We start from the raw sequence: 23,592 nt of genomic DNA, 5'->3' as shown, positions 1-23,592 counted from the left end.
AGGAAGGCACACCTGTCGTGTCCTCAGCACCTTCTGCCCCGCCCTCGTCGGCGCGGCTGCACCTCGCCGTGGCGCTCGACGGCGCCGGCTGGCATCCCGCCGCCTGGCGCGAACCGGTGGCCCGGCCCCGGGAACTGTTCACCGCCGCGTACTGGGCCGACCTCGTCGCCGAGGCCGAGCGCGGTCTCCTCGACTTCGTGACCTTCGAGGACGGCCTCGGACCGCAGTCCTCACACTCCATCGAGCCGGACGGGCGGACCGACCAGGTCCGCGGCCGGCTCGACGCCGTTCTCGTCGCCGCGCGCATCGCACCGCTGACCCGGCACATAGGTCTGGTGCCGACCGTGGTGGCCACGCACACGGAGCCGTTCCACATCTCCAAGGCCATCGCCACCCTCGACCACGTGAGTTCCGGCCGGGCGGGCCTGCGGGTGCAGTTGACGGCACGTCAGAACGAGGCGGCGCACTTCGGCCGCCGTACGCTGCCCCGCCTGGACGCCTACGACAGCACGGCCACGCAGGACGTGGTGGGCGAACTCTTCGACGAGACGGCCGACTACGTCGAGGTCGTGCGCCGGCTCTGGGACAGCTGGGAGGACGACGCCGAGATCCGGGACGTGGCCACCGGCCGTTTCGTCGACCGCGAAAAGCTGCACTACATCGACTTCGAGGGCAGGCACTTCAACGTCAAGGGCCCCTCCATCACCCCGCGTCCGCCACAGGGACAACCCGTCGTCAGCGCCCTAGCCCACCAGAGCGTGCCGTACCGGCTGGTGGCCCGCGCCGCCGACATCGGCTACGTCACCCCGCACGACACCGACCAGGCCCGCGCGATCGTCGCCGAGATCCGTGCCGAACAGGCCCTCGCGGGCCGCGCCGACCAACCCCTGCACGTCTTCGGCGACCTGGTGGTCCTCCTCGACGACGAACCCGCCGCCGCGGCCGCCCGCAGGGACCGCCTCGACGCCCTCGCGGGAGCGCCGTTCACCAGTGACGCCCGCGTCTTCACCGGCACACCGGCCCAACTCGCCGACCTGCTCCAGGAGTTGTGGTCGGCCGGGCTGAGCGGCTTCCGGCTGCGCCCCGCCGTCCTTGGCCACGACCTGCCGGCCATCACCCGGGGCCTGGTCCCCGAACTGCAGCGCCGGGGCGCCTTCCGCCGCGCCTACGAGGCCGACACCCTGCGCGGACTGCTCGGGCTCGCCCGCCCGGCCAACCGCTACGCGGCCAACGCCACCGGCGCCGCTGCCGCCGACACCAACGCCGCTGCCAACGCCACCGCCTGAGCCGGACGGAGACCGCAGGACCATGAGCAAGCCGCTGAAGCAGATCCACCTGGCCGCCCACTTCCCCGGCGTCAACAACACCACCGTGTGGAGCGACCCGGAGGCCGGCAGCCATATCGAGTTCAGTTCCTTCGCGCACTTCGCGCGGACCGCCGAACGCGCCAAGTTCGACTTCCTGTTCCTCGCCGAAGGGCTGCGACTGCGCGAACAGGGCGGAAAGATCTACGACTTGGATGTCGTCGGCCGCCCCGACACCTTCACCGTCCTCACCGCGCTCGCGGCCGTCACCCAGCACCTCGGCCTGACCGGCACCATCAACTCCACCTTCAACGAGCCCTATGAAGTGGCTCGGCAGTTCGCCAGCCTCGACCACCTCTCGGACGGGCGTGCCGCCTGGAACGTCGTCACCTCCTGGGACGCCTTCACCGGCGAGAACTTCCGCCGCGGCGGCTTCCTCCCGCAGGACGAGCGCTACTCCCGGGCCAGGGAGTTCCTGGCCACCGCGAACGAACTCTTCGACTCCTGGCACGGTGACGAGATCGTCGCCGACCAGGACACCGGCACCTTCCTGCGCGACGCGAAGGCCGGCGCCTTCGTCCACCAAGGTCAACACTTCGACATCGAGGGGCAGTTCAACGTCCCGCGCTCCCCGCAGGGCCGCCCGGTGATCTTCCAGGCCGGCGACTCCGAGGAGGGCCGCGAGTTCGCCGCCGCCGGGGCCGACGCGATCTTCAGCCGGTACGCCACCCTCAAGGACGGCCAGGCGTTCTACACGGACGTCAAGGGACGCCTGGCCCGCTACGGCCGTACGCCCGACCAGCTGCTGATCCTGCCCGCGGCGACCTTCGTCCTCGGCGACACCGACGCCGAGGCCGCGGAACTGGCCCGCGAGGTGCGCCGGCAGCAGGTCAGCGGGGCGACCGCCATCAAGCACCTGGAGTTCGTCTGGAACCGTGACCTGTCCGCGTACGACCCCGAAGGACCGCTGCCCGACATCGACCCCGACCTCGGCGAGCACACCGTCGCGCGCGGCCGGGCCCAGGTCCGGATGTACCGCGACCCGCTGGCCACCGCCCGCGAGTGGCGCGAGCGCGCGGCGGCCAACAACTGGTCCATCCGCGACCTGGTCATCGAGACCGGCAACCGCCAGGCCTTCGTCGGTTCCCCGGCCACGGTCGCGGCCACCATCGACGACCTCGTCCAGGCCGACGCGAGCGACGGCTTCATCCTCGTCCCGCACATCACCCCCGGCGGCCTGGACGCCTTCGCCGACACGGTGGTCCCGCTGCTCCAGGAGCGCGGTGTGTTCCGTACGGAGTACGAGGGCACGACCCTGCGCGACCACTTGGGCCTGGCCCATCCCGATGCCGAGGCCCGTACGAATGCCGAGGCCGCCGTCGGCATCGGTGAGCGGGGTGGGCGGGTGGCTTCGTGAACGTACGGGCGGTCACCCCGATCGTGTAGGCACAGGACCACGGAGTGGGGGGTGGAAACCGGTCAGCTGGCTTGATGCGGATGCCGAAGGGGACCATTCTTGTACACATGGTGACATTGCCGCGTGACGGAGGACCGGCGGCCACGGCCGGTGACGCCATGGCGGTGGTCGACGAGAGCGGCAATGTCACGGGCTGGAGCGAGGGCGCGCGGCTGCTGACGGGGCACACGGCCGAGGACGTGACCGGGCGGTCGGCGTCGGAGTTGGTGGCCGGTGAGCCCGCGGCGGCCTGGCGGGCTCTGCTGACCCGCGGCGACGCGGTCGTGGCCGTGCGCCACAAGGACGGGCGGCGGCTGGAGCTGGCGCTGCGGATGTGCCCGCTGCAGGGCGGGAAGGAGCGGCGGCCGGGGTTCGTCGTCACCGCGACCCCGGACACCGGCGAGCGCGTCCTGGGTGAGCTGGCGTTCAAACAGGCGTCGATGTCCATGTCGATCTTCGACACCGGGCAGCGCTACCTTCGGATGAACGACTTCGCGTGCCAGGTCATGGGGCAGCCCGAGACGGAGTTCCGGCACCGGTACTTCCCCGACACCGTGGAGAACGCCGAGCACAGCCGCGGCTTCCTGCGCCATCTGGAGATCGTCGCGGAGACCGGGCAGCCGGTCCACTACGAGAGCTGGACCCGCTCGCCGTCCGGCCGCCGCATGCACGCCTGGAGCTTCGAGATGTGGCCGGTGCGGGACCACTCCGGAGAGCTGATCGGCACCGCTCTCGCCGGGTTCGACAGCAGCGAGCAGTACTGGGCACGCCAGCGGCTGGCCCTGCTCAACGAGGCCGCCGGGTCCATCGGCACCAAGCTCGACGTGATCCAGACCGCCCGTGAACTCGCCGAACTGGCCGTACCCCGGCTCGCCGACTTCGCCAGCGTCGACCTGCTGGACTCGGTGCTCCAGGGCGAGGAACCCGGGACGGGGCCGGTGGAGGGCGGCGTGGAGCTGCGCCGGGTCGCCCACCACTCCGACACCCCCGGTGTGCCGGAGGCGGCGATAGACCTGGGTTCCGCCGACGTCTACCCGGCCTTCTCGCCGCCCGCACGCGCCCTGGCCACCGGCGAGCCGGTGCTCACCCGAAGCGGCGACAGCGGCCTCGACCTCTGGTTCGCCGAGAACCGCGCCCGCTCCGCCAAGCTGCTGGAGGGCGAGGACCACGAGCTGTCGCTGATGGCCGTACCGCTGGTGGCGCGCGGCACGACACTGGGCGTGGCCGTCTTCGTCCGGATCCTCACTCCCGAACATCCCGACGCCTTCGATCCGGACGACGTGTCGCTGGCGGAGGAACTGTCCAGCCGGGCGGCCGTCTGCGTCGACAACGCCCGCCGCTACACCCGGGAGCGCACGACCGCGCTGGCCCTGCAGCGCAGCCTGCTGCCCCAGGTGATGGCGGGGCAGGCGGCCGTCGAGTTCGCCTCCCGCTACCTTCCGGCGCTGTCGCAGGCGGGGGTCGGCGGTGACTGGTTCGACGTGATCCCGCTGTCCGGGACCAGGGTGGCGCTGGTCGTCGGGGACGTCGTCGGACACGGCCTCCACGCCTCCGTCACCATGGGCCGGCTCCGTACGGCGGTCTGGACCCTCGCCGACGTCGACCTGCCGCCGGACGAGCTGCTCACGCACCTGGACGACCTGGTCGGACACCTCGCCGCCGACGAGAGCGCGATGATCGGGGAGATCGGCGCCACCTGTCTGTACGCGGTGTACGACCCGGTGTCCCGCCGCTGCACCGTCGCCTCCGCCGGCCACCCGCCGCCCGTCGTGCTGTTCCCGGACGGGACGGTGAAGGTCGTCGAGGTCGCCGCGGGACCGATGCTGGGCGTCGGCGGGCTCCCCTTCGAGGCCACCGAGCTGGACGTGCCCGAAGGGGCCGTACTCGCCCTCTACACGGACGGTCTCGTCGAGGCCCGCGATGTCGACGTGGACGTCGGCACCGCCGCCCTCTGCACCGCCCTGGCCGCCCCGGCCGGGAATCTGGAGGACACCTGCGACAACGTCCTCAAGGCCCTGCTCCCGGAGCGCCCCGCCGACGACGTGGCGCTGCTGCTGGCCCGTACCCGCGCCCTGGACACCGACCAGGTGGCCGCCTGGGACCTGGAGTCCGATCCGGCGCTGGTCGCCACGGCCCGGCAGTACGCCACCGAGCAGCTGACCCGCTGGGGGCTCGACGAGGCCGCCTTCGTCACCGAACTCGTCGTGAGCGAACTGGTCACCAACGCCATCCGCTACGGCGGCTCCCCGATCCAGCTCAGACTCATCCGCGACCGTACGCTCATCTGTGAGGTCTCCGACGCCAGCAGCACCTCGCCGCATCTGCGCCGGGCCCGCACCTTCGACGAGGGCGGCCGGGGCCTGCTGCTCGTCGCGCAGCTCACCGACCGCTGGGGCACCCGCCCGAGCGGCACCGGAAAGACCATCTGGGCCGAGCAGGCACTGCCGGTCCAGTGATCGAGTTACTCGAGGCCGACGTAGTCGCGCAGAGCCTGTGAGCGGGAGGGGTGGCGCAGCTTCGACATCGTCTTGGACTCGATCTGGCGGATGCGCTCACGGGTGACTCCGTAGACCTGGCCGATCTCCTCCAGGGTCTTCGCCTGCCCGTCCAGCAGCCCGTACCGCAGGGTGATGATGCCTGCCTCGCGCGGGGTCATATGGGCGAGGATCTCCTGGATGGTGTCCTTGAGCAGGAGGAACGTCACCGCGTCGAACGGGGAGATGCTCTCGCTGTCCTCGATGACGTCACCCAGCTCGCTGCCGCCGTCCTCGCCGAGCGGCAGGTGCAGCGAGACGGGGTCCTTGGTGTACCCGTCGAGCTCGATGACCTTGGAGATGGGCAGCTCCATCCGCTCCGCCACCTGCCCCACCGTGGGTTCGACGCCCAGTTCCTGAAGCATCTCCCGGCGGAGTCTGGCCATTCTGTTGATGACCTCCACCGCGTGGACCGGAATACGGATCGTGCGGCTCTGGTCGGCCAGGGCCCGGGTCAGCGCCTGCCTGATCCACCAGGTGGCGTAGGTCGAGAACTTGAAACCCTTGACGTAGTCGAACTTTTCCACGGCCCGAATCAGCCCCGTGTTGCCCTCCTGGATCAGGTCCAGAAAAGTGAGACCCCGTCTCGTATAACGCTTGGCGATGGAGACGACCAGGCGGAGGTTGGCCTCGATGAGGTGGGATTTCGCCCGGTGACCGTCCTCGATGAGGATTTTCAGCTCGCGCCGGAACGCCGGATCGAGATCGGGCTCTTCGTCGAGCCTGTGCTCGGCGAACAGGCCGGCCTCGATCCGCTTGGCGAGGTCGACCTCCTGGGCGGCGCTGAGGAGGCGGACCCGGCCGATCACCTTCAGGTAGTCCCGGACCGGATCGACCGAGGCGCCGTCGGAGCCGAGCCGGGGTGCGGGAGCGTCGGCGTCGTAGTCCGGAGACAGCAGAAGAGTCTCCTGTCCCTGTCCCTGTTGTTGTTCCGGGGTATCCGTCTCCATTGCGGTCAACATCTCTTCCCGTGCCTCAGTTCTTGGTGCAAACTCAACAATGTTGAGCAAGACCCTCGGTCTTCAGGAATCCTGAATTCTCGTCGTCCACGGTGCTGATTGCTCGGCGTGGGAATCTTCATCAGGCTCGCCCCATTACGGTACACCCGCCGGAGCCCCGGTCGGCGGCCCCGCATTGCCTCGAAATGTGGGTGACATGAATCACGTCGTACGCGCTGTTGATTTTCTCGACGGATTCTGAACGCCCAAAATTCCGTGGCCCGCACGGGCGTGACGAGCCCATACTCCGACACGATGGGCACACAGACTTCCGGGGAGATCCCCGAAAAGTACGCCGCCGGGGACTACCTGGACCGCTGGGCACTGACGCCGGACGGCCCGACGGCACGGGGCATGGCCTCCGTCGTCCTGCCGGTGATCCGCGCGGACGGCACGCCCGCGGTCCTGAAGTTCCAGGAACGCAGCGAGGACAACGCGGGCGCCACCCTGGGACTGCGCATGTGGAACGGCGACGGCGCGGTGCGCCTGCTCGACCACGACCCGGACACCGGCACCATGCTGCTGGAGCGACTGGACGCGGCGAGGCCGCTGTCGTCGCTGACCGACGACGACACCGCTCTGCGGATCCTCGCCGACCTGCTGTCGCGACTGACCGCGGTGCCCGCGCCGGACGGCCTGCGACGGCTCGCCGACATCGCCGCCGCGATGCTCGACCAGGTGCCGCACGCGCTGCCGGCCCTCCGCGACCCAGCCGACCGGCGTCTGCTGCGCACCTGCGCGTCCGCCGTGGCCGAACTCGTCGGCGAGGCGGGGGACCGGCTGCTGCACTGGGACCTGCACTACGACAACGTCCTCGCCGGGCAGCGGGAACCCTGGCTCGCCATCGATCCCGAACCCCTCGCCGGAGACCCGGGGTTCGACCTGTGGCCCGCGCTGGACAGCCGCTGGGACGCGGTGACGGCGACCGGCGACGAGACCCGCGCGGTGCTCCGCCGCTTCGACGTGCTGACCGAGACGCTCGACCTGGACCGGCAGCGGGCGGGCGGCTGGACGCTGGGCCGCGTCCTCCAGAACACCCTGTGGGACATCGAGGACGGCAAGACGGCGATCGACCCGCCTCAACTGGTCATCGCCTCGGTGGCGTTGGGGCGCTGGACCGGGAGGGGGTAGGGGCGGCTTCGTGGAACCTCCGCCTTCAACCACCTCGTCACCGCCTCACCGTCCGGAACGCGTGAGGGGAGCCCGCCGTGTCGGGATCGAGAACCTTTTCGTGCGAACCGAGCAGTACGGGCGGGCCGTACGTACTACAGCACGGTCTCCGCCACCAACCCGCAGGAGGCAAGCGGCAGCAACTCGGGGTAGGTGGCGGCGACCGTCGGCCTCCCCGCCGTGCCGCGACCGGCGTGCACCGGGACCGCCTCCGGCTCAGCCGTTCTACCGACGACGGCATCGCCTGGCCCCTCGCCGAGGGAGGGATCCCAGGCTTCTGCGAGGCCGCAACCGGCTCCCGGGCCGGAGGCCATCAGGGCGAGCGGTCGACGGGCAGGGGGCGGAATTCGGCCGTCACAGCGAGTAGCCCCGCAGCTTTCGGTACAGGGTCGCGCGGGCGATGCCCAGCGCCGCCGCGGCACGTGCCTTGTTGCCGCCGTGGCGGCGCAGCGACTCCAGGATCGCGGTGCGTTCGGCGAGTTCCATCGGACTCAGCCGCCGTGTCGCGGGGCCCTCCCGGACGAGGTCCGGGAGTTCGGCGCGTCGCACCGGGCCCGCGACCTGTCGGCGTTCCGCCAACGCCCTGACGAGATGGGCGAGTTCCGTGATGTTCCCGGGCCACGGATGACGTTCCAGGGCCCGTAGCGCGTCCAGCGTCCAGGTGAGCGGAGGCCGTCCCGGCACTGGCCCCGGAGCCAGTTCGGGGAGCAACTCCCTGATGTCGTCCGGGCGTTCACGCAGCGCCGGGAGGGTCACCGAGCGGAGGGCCAGGATGTCGAGCAGTCGCTGGAGGCAGGGGCCCGGGGGAGTGTCCGGCGTGTACGTGAGGAGCAGGGGCGCGTCCGGGTGTTCGTCGAGCAGGGAGTTGAGAGCGGCGATGTCGGGCTGGGCCAGGCGCTCGGCATGGCGGAGGAGGAGCGCGCGGTTGCTCGCAAGTGCCGTCGCCCAGATGTCAGGTTCGTCGACCGGGCCCTCCGCCGCGTCCACGACCACCGGATCCAGATCCCCGCGCGCTGCCAGCAACTCCCTTGCCAGGGCGGTCTTTCCGGTGCCGCGCTCCCCGGTCAGGAGCAGGGGCTCCCGGGAGCGGGCAAGTGCCGCGGCCTTCGCCGTCGCGTGCCGCCACGGCACCGAGCGCCCGGCGAGCGCGAGACGAGGCCGCTGCGTGAGCGGTCGCGTCGCTTCGCCGGCGGGTGGCTCGACCACGGCGACCACACCGATGACCGCGCCCTCATGGCGTACAGGGGTGACACGTGCCACGCCCGCGCCGTCGGGGAGTTCGAGATCGTAGGCGACGGAACCGCTCCCGTTCCGTACCGAGTCGTACGGCTCGGAGGGGTTGCACGGCTCGGAAGTGCCGGCCGCCTCCAAGAGGCCAGAAGCCTCAGAGGTGCCGGTGTCGTCCCGCCCCGAGCCGTTCGCCGCCGCGGTCCGCTCCAGCACCGCCACCGCGCCCGGCGACAGCATGCCCGCTGCCGCGTCGCTGAGCAGCCGGTTCTTGCCGTCGAGCGCCACGACCGCCGCCCCGGGCCGTGCGGCGGCCCGCTGGAAGGCGTCGAGCAGCACTCGTTCCGTCGTGCGGGACCGGGCCAGCAGCTCCGCCTCGACAGCCGTCGCCGTGGCCTCGGCGAGGGCGGCGCCCGGATGCGGCGCGCACCCGGCGCTCAGGCCGGACGCGACGGTCACCGTGCCCAGGACCTGGCCGTTCTCCGGGGCCAGCACCGGCACGCTGACGGCGGACACGTCCTGCCACAGGTCGAGGAAGTGCTCGGGGCCGTGCACCTCCGCGCGACGCCGGGTGCTCAGGGCGAGGGCCGCGCTGTTGTGCCCGACCTCCTGCTCGGACAGGTCATGGCACTTCTTGTCGCCGGGCACGTTCCCGGCCGACCAGAGCACGCGCAGCCGCTCGTCGGTGAGGACCAGGGACGACTGCCCGGAGGCGAGGGTGGGCGCGAGCCGTTCGAGCACGGGTCGCGCTGCGGTCAGCAGGGCCGACGGAGGGGGAGGCAGGGGCTCCGAGGGTTCCGCCAAGTCGTGCCGTACGCCGAAGAACCGGGCCCGCCGCCAGGCGGCGACGAGCTCGTCCGGTACGCCCTCGGGCAGCGGGCGCCCCGTCAGGAACCGCTCTCGGGCCTGGCGCAACGGCGTGAGAGCGGGACGGGCGGGGGACTCTTCGGTGGTGGTCACGGCGCCTCCCACCGTACCGGTCATGGTTCAACGGGTAACAAAGGGTCGCACTCGCCGTGTTCCGCACCCGCAAAGGTGCCGTGCAAACCCGCACCGGCGTCCCACAAACCCGCACCGGTGTCTCGTAATGAGACACCCGCGCTCCCGCGCACCGCACGATGATCATGAACGGTTGGTGCTGTCCTCATCCCCTGGAGCGTGCCCGTGCACACCGTCGAGCCCGTAGTCGAGACTTCCGTGGTCGAGACCGACGTACTCATCGTGGGCAGCGGCCCCGCAGGCGCCTCGGCCGCCCTCGCCCTGAGCACCTACGGCGTGCCCAACATCGTGGTCACCCGCTACGCGAGCCTCGCCGACACACCCCGCGCCCACATCACCAACCAGCGCACGATGGAGGTCCTGCGCGACCTCGGTGTCGAGCAGGACGTCGTCGCGCAGGCCACGCCCCAGCACCTGATGGGCAACACCACCTTCTGCACCAGCCTGGCCGGCGAGGAGCTGGGCCGCGTCCGTTCCTGGGGCAACGACCCCCTCGTACAGGCCGCGCACGACCTCGCCAGCCCCACCCGTATGTGCGACATGCCCCAGCACCTCATGGAGCCGGTGCTCGTCGACGCCGCGGTCGCCCGTGGCACCCACCTCCGCTTCAGCACGGTCTACAAGTCCTTCGTCCAGGACGCCGACGGAGTCACGGTCACCGTCGAGGACCGGCTGCGCGGCGACGAGTACACCATCCGCGCCAAGTACCTGATCGGCGCCGACGGGGGACGCTCGAAGGTCGCGGAGGACGCCGGGCTGCCGATGGGCGGCCAGATGGGCGTGGCCGGCAGCATCAACATCGTCTTCGACGCGGACCTGAGCAAGTACACCGCGCACCGGCCGTCCACCCTCTACTGGGTGCTCGCCCCGGGCGCCACCGTCGGCGGCATCGGCGCGGGCCTCGTCCGCAACGTCCGCCCCTGGAACGAGTGGATGATCGTCTGGGGCTACGACGTGACCGCGGGAGCCCCGGACCTCACCACCGAGTACGCGGAGTCCATCGTCCGCAGGCTCGTCGGCGACGACGAGATCCCCGTGACCATCAAGTCCTCCTCGGCGTGGACGGTCAACGAGATGTACGCCGAGTCGTACTCGAACGGCCGCGTCTTCTGCGCGGGCGACGCCACGCACCGCCATCCGCCGTCCAACGGGCTCGGCTCCAACACCTCCGTCCAGGACGCGTACAACCTGGCGTGGAAGCTCAGGCTCGTCCTCGACGGCTCCGCCTCACCCAGGCTTCTCGACACGTACACCGCCGAGCGCGCCCCGGTCGGCAGGCAGATCGTCACCCGCGCCAACAAGTCCATCGGCGAGACCGCGCCGATCTTCGAGGCGCTCGACGGCCTCTCCCCGCAGAGTCCCGAGCAGCTGTGGGCCAACATCGCCTCCCGCAAGGACGCCACCGAGGCCGCCGAGAAGCAGCGCGCCAGGCTCCGCGAGGCGATCGCCTTCAAGGTGTACGAGTTCAACGCGCACGGCGTCGATCTCAACCAGCGGTACGTGTCGGACGCGGTCGTCCCCGACGGCACGCCCGACCCCGGGTTCGACCGCGATCCCGAGCTGTACCACCAGCCCTCGTCCCGGCCCGGTGCCAAGCTGCCGCACGCGTGGATCACGGCCGGTGACCGGACCCTGTCCACGCTCGACGCGGCGGGTCACGGGCGCTTCATGCTGTTCACCGGTATCGGTGGTGAGGGATGGGTACGGGCCGCGGAGGCCGTCGGCCTCGACATCGCCACCGCCGTCATCGGGCCCGGTCAGCAGTACGAGGATCCGTACGGCGACTGGGCGCGGCTGAGTGAGGTCGCCGACTCGGGTGTGCTGCTCGTGCGGCCCGACGGGTACGTGGCGTTCCGGTACGCGAACGCTGCCGGCGATGCCGAGGAGTTGCTGGGGGATGCGGTGCGGCGGATCCTCGGACGGTAGCGGGTGGCTCCGCCGGTTGCGTCGTTCGCAGGGCGAGGCAGGCTGTACGGGACAGTGATCGTCGGGAAGCGGGACACGGTGAATCAGGAGTCGTCATGACCATCGAAACCGGCGGGACCGCGGTCACCGAGGAGGCCGTCGGGAGTCTTGGTGCGGGTACCGATCCGCGGCTGCGGGAGTTGCTCACGGGGCTGATCCGGCACCTTCACGACTTCGCGCGGGAGACGCGGCTCACCCAGGAGGAGTGGGAGCGGGCGATCGGGTTCCTGACGGCGACCGGCCAGACGTGCACCGACACCCGGCAGGAGTTCATTCTCCTGTCGGACGTGCTCGGACTGTCGATGCTGGTCGAGACCCTGAACGCCGACCGCGGCCCCGGCGCCACCGAGTCGACCGTCCTCGGCCCCTTCCACATGACGGAGTCCCCGGTCCGTGAACTCGGCGCGGACATCGACCTGGTGGGCAGCGGCGAACCGTGCGTGGTCAGCGGCCGGGTGCTCTCCCAGGACGGCACCCCGCTGCCCGGCGCGGTCCTCGACGTCTGGCAGGCCGACGCCGACGGGTTCTACGACGTGCAGCAGCCGGACCTCCAGCCGTCGGGCAACGGCCGCGGTCTGTTCACGGCGGACGCGGCGGGCCGCTTCTGGTTCCGTACCTGCGTACCGAGCCCGTACCCCATCCCCACCGACGGCCCGGTCGGCGACCTGCTCCGCGCCACCGGCCGGCACCCCTACCGCCCCGCCCACATCCACTTCATCGCCTCCGCCGAGGGGCACGCCCCCGTCACCACGCACATCTTCGTGGCGGGCAGCGAGTACCTCGACTCGGACGCGGTCTTCGCGGTGAAGCACAGCCTGGTCCAGGACTTCGCTCCGACCGACGACCCTTCCCTGGCACGGGAGTTCGGCATCCCGAACCCCTTCCGGCACGCGCGGTTCGATCTCGTACTGACTCCTGGGGCGAAAGCGTGAACTTCTCGTACGAGGCCCAGCCCATGCGGGTCGTCCTCCGGCCCGGCGCCTCGGTGAGCGCGACGGCGGGGGAGGTCCAACGGCTCGGTCTGCGGCGGGTGTTGGTGGTGTCCGGCGCGCGCGGAGCGGACACCGCGCGGGCGGTCGCCGACTCGCTGGGCGAACTGTGCGCGGGACTGCACGCCGAGGCCCGGATGCACGTCCCGGTGGAGGTCGCCGACCGGGCCGTCGAGGTGGCCCGCGCGGCCGGTGCCGACGGCTGCGTCGCCGTGGGGGGCGGTTCGTCGATCGGCCTGGGCAAGGCGATCGCGCTGCGCACGGGACTGCCGCTGATCGCGGTCCCGTCCACGTACTCGGGCTCCGAGATGACCCCCGTGTGGGGCCTCACCGAGCACGGCGCGAAGCGCACGGGGCGAGACCCGTCGGTCCTCCCGCGCAGCGTGGTGTACGACCCCGAGCTCACCCTTTCCATGCCCGTGCCCCTCTCCGTCACGAGCGGAGTCAACGCCGTCGCCCACGCGGTCGAGGCGCTGTACGCCCCCGACACCTCGCCCCTCGTCTCGCTGATGGCCGAGGAGGGCGTACGAGCGATGACCTCGGCCCTTCCGGAGATCGCCGCCGAGCCTTCGTCCCTGGAGGCCCGCGAGCGTGCCCTCTACGGGGCCTGGCTCTGCGGTTCCTGCCTGGGCGCGACCACCATGGGGCTGCATCACAAGCTCTGCCATGTGCTGGGCGGCACGTTCGGCCTGCCGCACGCCGAGACCCACACGGTGGTGCTCCCGCACGCCCTCGCGTACAACGCGCCCGCCGCTCCCGAGGCGGTCGGGGCCCTCGGCCGCGCCCTCGGCACCGACAACGCCCCGCTGGCTCTGTGGACCCTGTCCGGACAGCTCGGCGCACCTCGCTCCCTCGCTCAACTGGGTCTCGCCGAGGTCGACTTGGCGGTGGCGGCCGAGCAGGTCGCGGGGCAGGCGTACGCCAATCCGCGCGAGGTCACGCACGAGGGCGCACTCGCCGTGCTGAGGGCGGCGTTCGCGGGGGACGCCCCTCGCGCCGAGCTCCCGGAATAGCCTCGGAACGGTCCCGGAACAGCTGCCTCCACCGCACCGATCAGTGCCTTTCGGAGTACCGGAGCCGGCACCTCCGGGCCGGGTGCGGCGACGGTGAAAACTCCGATCCATGTCTTGACATACACCTGAAACGATTCTTAGCTGGCTGCGCGCCATCTAGATTCATGAAACAGGTTCATGGATGTGAATGGAGTGTGTGTGAAGCTCATCGACCACGGCCTGGAGGCAGTCCGCGCATGACCACCCCCGACAGTCGGATCCGTGAACTGATCGTCACGCCGATCGCCTTCCGCGACCCGCCGCTCCTCAACTCCAGCGGCGTGCACGAGCCGCTCGCCCTGCGGCTGATCCTCCAACTCGTCCTGGAGGACGGCACGGTGGGCCTCGGCGAGTCGACCGGGGGTGACCTCCGCCTCGAACGGCTGGCGGCAGCGGCGCAGGCGGTCGTCGGCATGGACGTCTTCGACACCACCGCCGTCGCCGCCGCGATCGACACCGTGCTGCTGCCGACCGTGCCCAGCTCCCACGAGCGCGGCTGGACCACCTCCGCCGTGGAGGTGGCGTGTCTGGACGCCCAGGGCAAGCTCCTCGGGCGCTCGGTCAGCGATCTGCTGGGCGGCGCGGTCCGTGACGCCGTGCCCTTCGCCGCGTACCTCTTCTACAAGTGGGCCGAACACCCGGCGCTCGACGGCGATCCGGCCGTCGGCGACGAGTGGGGCGAGGCCCTCGACCCGGCGGGCATCGTCGAGCAGGCCCGGCTGATGCAACAGCGGTACGGCTTCAGCTCGTTCAAGCTCAAGGGCGGTGTCTTCCCGCCCGACGAGGAGATCGCCGCGATGAAGGCGCTCGCCGAGGCCTTCCCGGGACAGCCGTTGCGGCTCGACCCCAACACGGCCTGGACGGTGGAGACCTCGAAGTACGTGGCGCGCGAACTCGACGGCTGCCTGGAGTACTTGGAGGATCCCACCCCCACGATTCCCGGCATGGCGGAAGTCGCGAAGACGTCGCCCATGCCGCTGGCCACCAACATGTGCGTGGTCGCCTGGGAGCACCTGAAGCCGGCCGTCGAGCAGGACGCCGTCCAGGTCCTGCTCACCGACCACCACTACTGGGGCGGACTGCGCCGCACCCGTGAACTCGCCGCCGTCTGTGAGGCGTTCGGCATCGGACTGTCGATGCACTCCAACTCCCACCTCGGTATCAGCCTCGCCGCCATGACCCATGTGGCCGCCGCGATTCCGAACCTCGACACCTCCTGCGACACCCACTACCCGTGGAACCACGCGGACGACGTCATCGTCCCCGGCGCCCTGGAACTGCGGGACGGTGCGGTCAAGGTCCCCACGGGTCCGGGTCTCGGTGTCGAACTCGACCACGACGCGCTTGAGCGGCTCCACCGGGTCTATCTCGACTCGGGCATGAAGGGCCGCGACGACACCGGTTACATGCGGCGCGTCCACCCGGAGTACGAGTTCAAGCTCCCTCGGTGGTGATGCCGTCGCGCCTATGAGGCCGCGCAGACACGGGCGCTCGTATGTCACCGCGGTGGCGCGGGCGCCCGTAGTGCTGTGGTGACCGGGACGCCCGAGGTGCTGTGGCGGCAGGGGCGTCTGTGCAGCCGTGTGACACGGGCGTCCGTGAAACTATCGAAACAGAAAGCGCTGTCACGCGTCTCGACAACCGTTTGCCCCCGCCTCATTCTTCAACCAGGTTGTGGCATGAGCGCGACAGGAGACCTCCATGATGAAGCGCAGATCGCTGCTGGCGGCGGCGGGCGGCACGCTGCTGGGCAGTGCGCTGGCGACGGGCACCGCCCGCGCCGACGCGACCATCGGCGTCAACCCCGGTACCAGCTACGGGCGTTGGGAGGGGTGGGGGACCTCGCTCGCGTGGTGGGCCAACGTGTTCGGCGCGCGGGACGACTTCGCCGACATCTTCTTCACCACCAAGTCCGTGGCGTACGGCGGCAGGACGCTGCCGGGCCTCGGTATGAACATCGCCCGCTACAACCTGGGCGCGTGCAGCCCGAACAGCGTGGGCGGCCAGTCCATGGTCGCCTCGCCCAACATCCCGGCCTTCAAGCAGATCGAGGGCTACTGGCAGGACTGGAACAACGAGGACCCCGCCTCCTCCGCCTGGGACTGGACGGCGGACGCAAACCAGCGTGCCGCCCTGGTCAAGGCCACCCAACGGGGCGCGGTCACCGAGCTGTTCGCCAACTCGCCCATGTGGTGGATGTGCCTCAACCACAACCCGTCGGGCGCCTCGGGCGGCGGCAACAACCTCCAGTCCTGGAACTACCGGCAGCACGCCTCCCACCTGGCGGCCGTCGCCCTGCGCGCCAGGAACAACTGGGGCGTGAACTTCGCGACCGTCGACCCCTTCAACGAACCCTCGTCCTCCTGGTGGACCGCCACCGGCACCCAGGAGGGCTGCCACATGGACGCCGCCGTCCAGGCCGCCGTCCTCCCGTACATGCGCAGCGAACTCGACACGCGGGGGCTGTCCGGCATCAGGATCTCCGCGTCCGACGAGACCAGCTACGACCTGGCCCGTACGACCTGGAACTCCTTCGGGGCGTCGACGAAGGCCCTGGTCAGCCAGGTCAACGTGCACGGCTACCAGGGTTCGGGCGGACGCCGCGACCTCCTCCACACGGATGTCGTGACGACCGCCGGCAAGAAGCTCTGGAACTCCGAGACCGGTGACGGCGACGGCACCGGCCTCACCCTGGCGAGCAACCTGTGCCTGGACTTCCGCTGGCTGCACCCGACCGCCTGGGTCTACTGGCAGGTGATGGACCCCTCCACGGGCTGGGCGATGATCGCGTACGACGCGGGCACTCTGCAGCCGACCACCGTGCAGACCAAGTACTACGTGATGGCCCAGTTCAGCCGCCACATCCGGCCGGGGATGACCATTCTCGACACCGGCGTCGGGTATGCGGTCGCCGCCCACGACGCCACGCAGAAGCGCCTGGTCGTCGTGGCCGTCAACTCCGGTGCCGCGCAGACGCTCACCTTCGACCTGTCCCGCTTCACCACGGTCACGGGCGGCAGCGGCGGGCTCGTACGGCGCTGGAACACCGTCACCTCAGGCGGCGGTGACCTCTACACGGCACGCTCGGACACCTACCTGAATGGCAAGAGTCTGAGCGTGCCGTTCGCCGCCGCCTCGGTGCAGACCTTCGAGATCGACGGTGTCACCGTGTGAGGGCAGCCCCGCCCGCACCGGTGACCTTCAGGTCCCGCACCCGCCCGATGTTGTCGAACGAGCCGAAGCCCACCCGGCCGGAGGAGAGCGTGGTGTCGACGGCCGTCATCAGGGGCTGTTTCGAGCCGTCGAGGTAGACCGCGATCTCACCGGTGCCGGGGCAGTGCACCACCCGCACCTTGTGCCAGGCCGAGTCGGTGACGGCCGGTGGCGCACCGGTGGTGCCGTTCCACTGGTCCTCCAGGCGCAGCCGGTCGGCGTCGTTCACGACGAAGATCCCGTTGTGCGGATAGATGGTGTTGTCGGTCGACAGGTGCGCGTAGTAGAACTTCGTGTCCGACTGGTGGCCGAAGACGATGATCACGTCCCGGTTGGTGGTCTCGACGGGTGTGTCGAGGCGGACCTGCGCGTCGATCCGTACGGAGCCGAAGGCCGGGGGACCCGCGGTGAGCACGGCGTACTCGAAGGGGCGGCGCGGGCCGGGGCGGGCCGCTCCGGCCTCCGCGAGGATCGCCTCACGGCCCGGGAACCGCCACTTGGACGGGGTGACCGGGGCCCAGTTCCGTCCGGCCATGACGTTGGTGACCTTCGTGCCGTCGGTGTCGCAGGAGGCGAACTTCCGGGTGCCGGTCACCTTCCAGATCTTGCCGTTGGCCTTGGAGAGGAGATACAGCCCGCCGTCGGCGTCCTGTCCGAAGCGGAGGTCGACCCGGTCGTCCCCGGCCAGGTCCGGCAGGGTCACCCGGGTGCCGCTCTCGTCGTACAGCATCAGGTCGTACAGCTTCGCCAGTTCCGTGCCGCCCCGGCGCATGTCCTTGGTGTCGGCGTAGAGGAGCCGGCCGTCGACGAGGTCGCCGAAGACGTACTTGCCGTACAGCTCGGGCAGGGCGCGGTCGCGGAGGACGAAGCCGCCGACGATGGCCCGTCCGACGTCGGAGGTGCAGTTCCAGTCGGCGGGCGGGTCGTGGTCGTAGGCGGCGACGGGATAGGTGTAGCCGTACTTCTCGTCGTCGGCGGGCAGCGGCTGCATCCTGGCGCAGGGATCGGTGGCGGCCTTGTCGAAGACGAAGGCGCCCTCACGTTCGCTCCAGCCGAGGTTGTCGCCCGCCCTCACCTCGTAGACGGCCTCAATGGCGTGCTCTCCGATGTGGCCGAGGTACATACGGTTGCGGCCACCGGTGTCCCAGCTGAAGCGGTGCGGGTCGCGCATGCCGTACGCGTAGATCTCGCCGAGGGCGCCGGGGGCGTTGACGAAGGGGTTGCGGGACGGGATGCCGTACTTGCCGTTGGCGCTGTCGTTGCCCCGCGGGTCGATGCGCAGGATCTTGCCGTGCGGCAGCGCCAGGCTCTGCGGCTCGCCGTTCCTGGCGCCCTGGCCGCCGTCGCCGACGGCGAGGTAGAGCAGCCCGTAGTCCTTGTCGTGGGGCCGGGCGGTGGGGTTGAAGTCGATCTGCTGGATGCCGTGGATGCGCCCGGTGAAGCCGATCCGGAGCACCTCACGACGCGTGCCTTTGAAGGTGTCGGCCGAGGGGTCTGCGGCCGTCCACTCGGTGACGACGCCGTGGTACACCGTGTTCGACGCCTGGCGCATGTCGGGCACGGCGGTGGTGGCCGAGGCCAGTTCGGTGTGGACGGTGTAGAAACGGCCGTTCTTCTTGAAGCGTGGGTCGAAGGTGACGAACCCGAAGCCCATGCCGAGCCCCTGGCTGCCGAAGAACGCGGGGGAGAAGGTGCCGGCGACGTCGAGATAGACGCGCGGGGTGCCGTCCTCCACCAGATACAGCTTGCCGTTGAGGTCCGGCACGGCCATCCGGCCCGAGCCGTCGGGCAGTTCGCTCAGGTAGTTGATGCGGGCGTGCCGCATCATCCGTGGATCGGTGACGGGACCGTCCGGCGGCACGCTCTTCGGGAAGGCGGCGAACTCCTCGACGGTGAGTCCGATGCCGGAGGTGGTGGGCCGCTCGGGGATCGGGTCCGTGATCGGTTCGGCCGCGTGGGCCGTGGCGCCGGGCAGGGCGACGAGGACGGACAGCAGCAGGGCGAGAACGAGTAATGGTGTCAGCAGGATGGGCCTGGGCCTGGGGTTGAGCATGGGGCTGGGGCCGAGTCTGGGTCTGGTGCCGGGGGATCCGGGCATGGCTGTCACTCCTTCGCGGCCTTGTGCGTGACCAGTCGGTACTGCGCTCGGACCAGCGCGGCGTCCACCGCGCGGTCGAGGAACATCAGGCTGTCCATACGGCAGTTGCAGGGATTGCCCTCCCGGGTGTTCTGCGGGAAGCTGCCGCCGATCTTGAGGCCTCGCGGGTCGGTGGCCGAGGTGCGGTGCGGGCCGGGGCCCGAGAGGTCCCAGGGGTCACCGGGCACGGTGTAGAAGCCGTCCAGCGGCTTGCCGTTGCGGTAGAGCGCCATCTCACCGCTGTCGAAGTCGAAGGTCGCGGCGAGGAACACCCACTTGCCGGGCGGCAGCAGGGTCCGCCAGTCCTGGGACGCCGCGAAGGTCTGGGAGGCGCCCCCGTCGATCCGCCGGCCGAGGGCGACCAGCCGGAGTTCGCCGTTCACGTTGATGAGTTCAAGCAGGGCTCGTACGGCGTGTCCGTCGGAGTCCCCGGAGAGCACCCCGGCGAGACCGATCGCGCCGTAGAAGTCGTCAGGGGCGGCCGTGTTGGTGTTGGGGCTCGGGTTCTGCCCGGTCATCTTGAACCACCCCATGACGGTGGTCCCGCGCACCGCGTTGAAGGCGTTCAACGTCGGCACGCCCGACGCGGAGTACACGCCCGCCTTCCAGTCGTCGTTGCCCGTAGACGCCTGGTCGATCTGCCGCGCCTGGAGCGAGGTCCGGCTGCCGTGGTGCGCGCCGTCCGGTGCCCGCATCCGGGCACCGCCGCCCACCAGGTCGATGTCGGTGCCGGAGAAGCCCCGGTCGCGTTCCCGGGCCGGGTTGCCGCGCACAGGGTGCTCGAAGTCGTAGTGGGCGGCGAGGTGGGGCCTGAGTCCGGGGTGCACGGCGGGTCCTGGCCTGCCGTCGCCGCGGGCCCCGGCCGGAGCCGCCGCCAGTGCCGTGATAGCGGTCAGGAGAACGGCGAGAACCGTTCCCTCGAACCGCCTGTGCGGTCTGCGGGGTCTGCGGGGTCTGCGGGGTCCATGAGGTCTGTGTCGTCTGCGCTCGGCCATGTCGTTCACTCCTTTGCGAGGCGTGTCACGTCATCGCTGTGCTTGGCGTTGTTCGCCGCGGGTCTACTGCTTGGGTGCGGCCGGCGGCTGCGCCGGCCTGCCCCCGAGGTAGAGCTCGCCCAGCTGTGGATCGGCCAGCAACTCCCTTGCCGGGCCCGAGATATGGACCCGTCCGAGGTCGAGTACGCAGCCGATGTCGGCGGTCTCCAGCGCGCGGCGGGCGTTCTGCTCGACCAGCAGTACGGCCGTGCCCGCCTCCCGCATCCGCACGATCTGCTCGAAGACCACACCCGTCGTCTTCGGGTCGAGCCCCATGGACGGCTCGTCGAGCAGCACCACCCGGGGCCTGACCATCAGCGAGCGGGCGAACTCCACCTGTTTCTGCTGCCCGCCGGAGAGCAGTCCGGCCAGGCTCGTCCAGCGTTCGGCGACGAGGGGGAAGAGATCGCGTACGAAGTCGGCGCGCTCGGCGACGACCGCCTTGTCCTTGATGGTGTAGCCGCCGAGGAGGACGTTCTCGGCGACCGTCATCTCCCGGAAGACGCTGTGCCCTTGGAGGACATGGGCGACTCCGGCGGCGAGCAGTTGCTGCGGTCCGCGGCCGGTGACGTCCACGCCGTCGACCAGGACCCGGCCGGAGCGCGGCGCGAGCAGCCCGCTCGCCACCTTCAGCACGGTGGACTTGCCCGCGCCGTTCGGGCCGACCAGGCACACCACGGCTCCGGCGGGCACCCGGACCGTCAGACCGCGCAGCACCAGGGCCGCCCGTCCGTATCCGGCGCGGATGTCGTCGAGTTCGAGCAGGAACCCGGAGTCGGAGTCAGACACCAAGGTAGGCCTCCAGGACTCGTTCGTCGGACTGGATCACCGAGGGCGGGCCTTCCGCGATCGGCCGCCCGCGGTCGAAGACCACGACGTGGTCGCTGAGGGACATGACCAGGTCCATGTTGTGCTCGACGATCAGGAAGGTCCGGCCCTCCGCGTTGAGTTCACGCACCAGGTCGCAGATGCGGTCGATCAGCGCCGGGTTGACCCCGCCCGCCGGTTCGTCGAGCAGGATCAGCTCGGGCTCGCTCATCAGGACGCCCGCGAGTTCCAGCAGCTTCTGCTGCCCCCAGGACAGGTTCCGCGCCTCCGCCCTCTCTAGATGGTCGATGCCCATGCGGGTGAGCCAGTACCGGGCCCGTTCCGTCTCCTCCCGTTGGCGGGCACCGGCGAGTTGGGCCAGCAGGTTCGGCGGGCGTACGGCGACGAGCAGGTTGTCCAGGACCGTCATCCGGGGGAAGACACGGCAGAGCTGGAAGGAGCGGCCGATGCCCGCCCGGGCGATGCGGTGCGGCGGCCTGGCGGTGATGTCCCGGCCCCGGTACGTCGTACGGCCCGCGTCGGGACGGATCATGCCGGTGACACAGTTGAAGAACGTGGTCTTGCCGGAACCGTTCGGCCCGATCAGGGCGTTGACCCTGCCGTGCCGGAAGGACACGGTGGCGCCGTCCAGGGCCGCCACCCCGCCGAAGGTCTTGGTGAGTCCGACGGCCGCCAGGCTCTGCTCACCCTCGTGCGCGCTCACTGCCTCACCTCTCTCTTCCCGTCTCTGTTGCCGTCCGGTCTTTTCCCGTCCGGCCGGTGGTCCGGCCGGACGTCCGCCTCGCGCTCGTCGCGCAGTTCGGCCGCGGTGACCTCGCGGATCGACGTCTCGCCGGTCCCGAGGACCCGCGCGACCAGTCCGGTGACGGCCGGGATGACCCCGTCCGGCATGAACATCACGACGACCCCCAGCAGCAGGCCGGCGAAGACCAGGTGCAGTGGGGTGTCCCCGTACTCGAGCTTGGAGTACTCAAGGCCGTATCCGACGACCACGGCCCCGAGCAGCGGGCCGTACAGATGACGTACGCCCCCGAGGAGCGCCATCAGGACCATGTAGGCCCCGCTCAGGATCGAGAACTGGAAGACGGGGTCGAGGTCGCCGAACCACAGCGCGTAGAGCCCTCCCGCCAGAGCGGTGAAGGCCGCCGAGACCACGAAGACGACGAGCTTGTACGTGTAGGTGGGGGTGCCCAGCGACTGGGCCTTGTCCTCGTCCTCCCGGATCGCCTTCAGCCCCATGCCGAAGCGGGAGCGGTCGATGATCCACCAGGCCAGCAGCGCCAGTGCCAGCAGTCCGAGGAACAGGAAGTAGAAGATCTCGTGGTGCTCGGAGCGCAGCTTGCCCGGGAACGGCCGCGGGACCACCAGACCGCGCGAGCCGCCGGTGAACGAGGCCCAGCTCTGGAAGACCAGCAGCATGATCAGGACCAGGGCGATCGAGACGATGACGAAGGACGCCCCGCGCACCCGCAGCGCTGCGTAGCCGACGGGTATCGCGAGCACGGCGACCAGGGCGGCAGCGACGAACAGCGCGACGAAGGACGGCAGTTCGCCCTTGGTGACGAGCAGCCCGGTCGCGTAGGCGCCGAGCCCGGCGAACGCGCCGTGCCCCAGGGAGATGTAGCCGGTGAAACCGCCGACGAAGTTCCAGGAGGTGGACAGCACCGCGAAGTTGAGGATGGCGATGCCCACGGTCAGCTCGTAGGGACTCGGGGCCATGGACGGGAAGGACAGCGCGACGGCGATCCCGGCGACCAGTGCTCCCAGTCGCAGGAACCTGCCGGTGTGGCGCGGGCGTTCAGAATCTCTGGGCAAGCCGACCCCCGAAGAATCCCTGCGGCCGGACGGCCAACGTGGCGAACAGCGCGACGTAGAACACCGTCTGCGCCCAGGTCGTGCTGAGTTCCAGCTGCAGCAGGCTCTGTGTCAGGCCGAGGGACATGGCGGCGATCGCCGCGCCCGGCACGCTGCCGAGGCCGCCGACGACGATGATCGCCATCAGCGGACCGATCCAGTGCCAGTGCAGCGAGGGGTAGATGGTCGTGTCGAGCGAGAGCGCCGTGCCGCCGACCGCCGCCGTGGCGAGCCCGAGGCCGAAGCCGTAGCCGGCGATCCGGTCGGTGTCGATGCCGACCAGTGCGGCGGCCTCCCGGTGCTGGATCGTCGCCCGCAGCGCCTGGCCGAACCTGCTGTGCCTCATCAGCAGATACAGCCCGAGCAGAGCGGCCGCCGCCAGGCCGAACGCGATCAGCTTGACCACCGCGACGCGCGCGCCGAAGAACTCCAGGCTCGCGGAGGAGTAGCCGAGCCTGATCCGGCGCTGGGTGCCGGAGAAGGCATACCCGAGGAGCCCCTCGATGACGAGGGCGACGGAGAACGTCAGCAGCACCGACATCATGGTCAGGGTCGCCGGGCGCAGCCGGGTCAGGAGCAGCCGTTGCATGGCCACGCCCGCGACGAAGAACAGCGGCACGGTGACGAGCAGGGTGAGCAATGGGTCGACGCCGGTCTCCCGGTGGGCGTACCAGGCGAGGTAGGCGGCGAGGATCAGGAACGCGGAGTGGGCGATCATCACGACGCGCATCACGCCGAAGTAGAGGGTCAGGCCCGCCGCCAGGAGGGCGTAGAGCCCTCCCAGCAGCACGCCGAGGACGATGCTCTGGAAGACGAGGCTCGCGGAGGGCAC

General features: G+C 70.5%; 16 protein-coding genes and 1 pseudogene. 9 read left to right on the top strand and 8 right to left on the bottom strand.

The features are described 5' to 3' along the window. Window positions 1-17: 17 nt before the first annotated feature. From ACH4YP_RS01805 to ACH4YP_RS01795, 3 genes are all read left to right on the top strand, one after another. Entirely contained in the window at window positions 18-1,286 is a 1,269-nt protein-coding gene (locus tag ACH4YP_RS01805) for an LLM class flavin-dependent oxidoreductase (RefSeq protein WP_398488866.1), read from the top strand. A gap of 22 nt (window positions 1,287-1,308) precedes the next feature. Next, a complete protein-coding gene (locus ACH4YP_RS01800) occupies window positions 1,309-2,721 on the top strand; it encodes an NtaA/DmoA family FMN-dependent monooxygenase (protein WP_398488864.1) in 1,413 nt (470 codons plus the stop codon). A gap of 107 nt (window positions 2,722-2,828) precedes the next feature. Beyond that, on the top strand, window positions 2,829-5,216 hold the full coding sequence (locus ACH4YP_RS01795; protein ID WP_398488863.1) for a SpoIIE family protein phosphatase: 2,388 nt from the start codon (window positions 2,829-2,831) through the stop codon (window positions 5,214-5,216). A 5-nt stretch (window positions 5,217-5,221) separates the two neighbouring features. Here the strand turns inward: ACH4YP_RS01795 and ACH4YP_RS01790 are convergent. Continuing rightward, a pseudogene (locus ACH4YP_RS01790) lies at window positions 5,222-6,262 on the bottom strand (RNA polymerase sigma factor); the annotation flags it as partial. A gap of 285 nt (window positions 6,263-6,547) precedes the next feature. Here ACH4YP_RS01790 and ACH4YP_RS01785 point away from each other — a divergent pair. Then, window positions 6,548-7,423 (top strand): aminoglycoside phosphotransferase family protein, encoded by an 876-nt coding sequence (locus tag ACH4YP_RS01785; RefSeq protein ID WP_361051352.1) that lies wholly within the window; start codon window positions 6,548-6,550, stop codon window positions 7,421-7,423. A 393-nt stretch (window positions 7,424-7,816) separates the two neighbouring features. On the opposite strand, the gene ACH4YP_RS01780 is transcribed toward ACH4YP_RS01785, so the two are convergent. Next, on the bottom strand, window positions 7,817-9,649 hold the full coding sequence (locus ACH4YP_RS01780; protein WP_398488861.1) for a helix-turn-helix domain-containing protein: 1,833 nt from the start codon (window positions 9,647-9,649) through the stop codon (window positions 7,817-7,819). Window positions 9,650-9,853: 204 nt separating this feature from the next. Here ACH4YP_RS01780 and ACH4YP_RS01775 point away from each other — a divergent pair, with 204 nt between their 5' ends. The 5 genes from ACH4YP_RS01775 (at window position 9,854) to ACH4YP_RS01755 (ending at window position 16,868) form a co-directional block, all read left to right on the top strand. Next, window positions 9,854-11,614 carry an FAD-dependent oxidoreductase gene (locus tag ACH4YP_RS01775; RefSeq protein ID WP_398488860.1) on the top strand — a complete coding sequence of 587 codons (1,761 nt, stop codon included), beginning with the start codon at window positions 9,854-9,856 and terminating at the stop codon, window positions 11,612-11,614. Window positions 11,615-11,709: 95 nt separating this feature from the next. Next, the gene (locus ACH4YP_RS01770; protein WP_361051361.1) at window positions 11,710-12,585 is read left to right on the top strand and encodes an intradiol ring-cleavage dioxygenase; all 876 of its coding nucleotides are present in this window, start codon (window positions 11,710-11,712) and stop codon (window positions 12,583-12,585) included. Between the two features lie 23 nt (window positions 12,586-12,608). Continuing rightward, window positions 12,609-13,655, top strand: a complete 1,047-nt coding sequence (locus tag ACH4YP_RS01765; protein ID WP_398489445.1) for a maleylacetate reductase — start codon at window positions 12,609-12,611, stop codon at window positions 13,653-13,655. 236 nt (window positions 13,656-13,891) lie between these two features. Next, window positions 13,892-15,148, top strand: a complete 1,257-nt coding sequence (locus ACH4YP_RS01760) for a glucarate dehydratase family protein (RefSeq protein WP_361051363.1) — start codon at window positions 13,892-13,894, stop codon at window positions 15,146-15,148. A gap of 247 nt (window positions 15,149-15,395) precedes the next feature. After that, entirely contained in the window at window positions 15,396-16,868 is a 1,473-nt protein-coding gene (locus ACH4YP_RS01755) for a glycoside hydrolase (protein WP_361051366.1), read from the top strand. Here ACH4YP_RS01755 and ACH4YP_RS01750 read toward each other — a convergent pair. The 6 genes from ACH4YP_RS01750 to ACH4YP_RS01725 all read right to left on the bottom strand — a co-directional run bounded on the left by ACH4YP_RS01750 (window position 16,858) and on the right by ACH4YP_RS01725 (window position 23,592). After that, on the bottom strand, window positions 16,858-19,005 hold the full coding sequence (locus tag ACH4YP_RS01750) for a PQQ-dependent sugar dehydrogenase (RefSeq protein WP_398488858.1): 2,148 nt from the start codon (window positions 19,003-19,005) through the stop codon (window positions 16,858-16,860). The genes ACH4YP_RS01755 and ACH4YP_RS01750 overlap by 11 nt on opposite strands. A gap of 5 nt (window positions 19,006-19,010) precedes the next feature. After that, the gene (locus ACH4YP_RS01745; protein ID WP_398488857.1) at window positions 19,011-19,871 is read right to left on the bottom strand and encodes a hypothetical protein; all 861 of its coding nucleotides are present in this window, start codon (window positions 19,869-19,871) and stop codon (window positions 19,011-19,013) included. Window positions 19,872-20,102: 231 nt separating this feature from the next. Beyond that, window positions 20,103-20,867 carry an ABC transporter ATP-binding protein gene (locus tag ACH4YP_RS01740; RefSeq protein ID WP_398488856.1) on the bottom strand — a complete coding sequence of 255 codons (765 nt, stop codon included), beginning with the start codon at window positions 20,865-20,867 and terminating at the stop codon, window positions 20,103-20,105. Next, window positions 20,860-21,609, bottom strand: coding sequence for an ABC transporter ATP-binding protein (locus tag ACH4YP_RS01735; RefSeq protein ID WP_361051377.1), 750 nt, complete (start codon window positions 21,607-21,609; stop codon window positions 20,860-20,862). The genes ACH4YP_RS01740 and ACH4YP_RS01735 overlap by 8 nt, the downstream gene beginning before the upstream one ends. After that, window positions 21,606-22,721, bottom strand: coding sequence for a branched-chain amino acid ABC transporter permease (locus ACH4YP_RS01730; protein ID WP_398488855.1), 1,116 nt, complete (start codon window positions 22,719-22,721; stop codon window positions 21,606-21,608). Before ACH4YP_RS01730 ends, ACH4YP_RS01735 begins: the two co-directional genes overlap by 4 nt. Then, the gene (locus ACH4YP_RS01725) at window positions 22,705-23,592 is read right to left on the bottom strand and encodes a branched-chain amino acid ABC transporter permease (protein WP_361051383.1); all 888 of its coding nucleotides are present in this window, start codon (window positions 23,590-23,592) and stop codon (window positions 22,705-22,707) included. The genes ACH4YP_RS01730 and ACH4YP_RS01725 overlap by 17 nt, the downstream gene beginning before the upstream one ends.

It is taken from the genome of Streptomyces sp. NPDC020747 (assembly GCF_044334695.1).
Lineage (GTDB): Bacteria > Actinomycetota > Actinomycetes > Streptomycetales > Streptomycetaceae > Streptomyces.
This window is presented reverse-complemented; position numbering and strand designations above follow the sequence as displayed.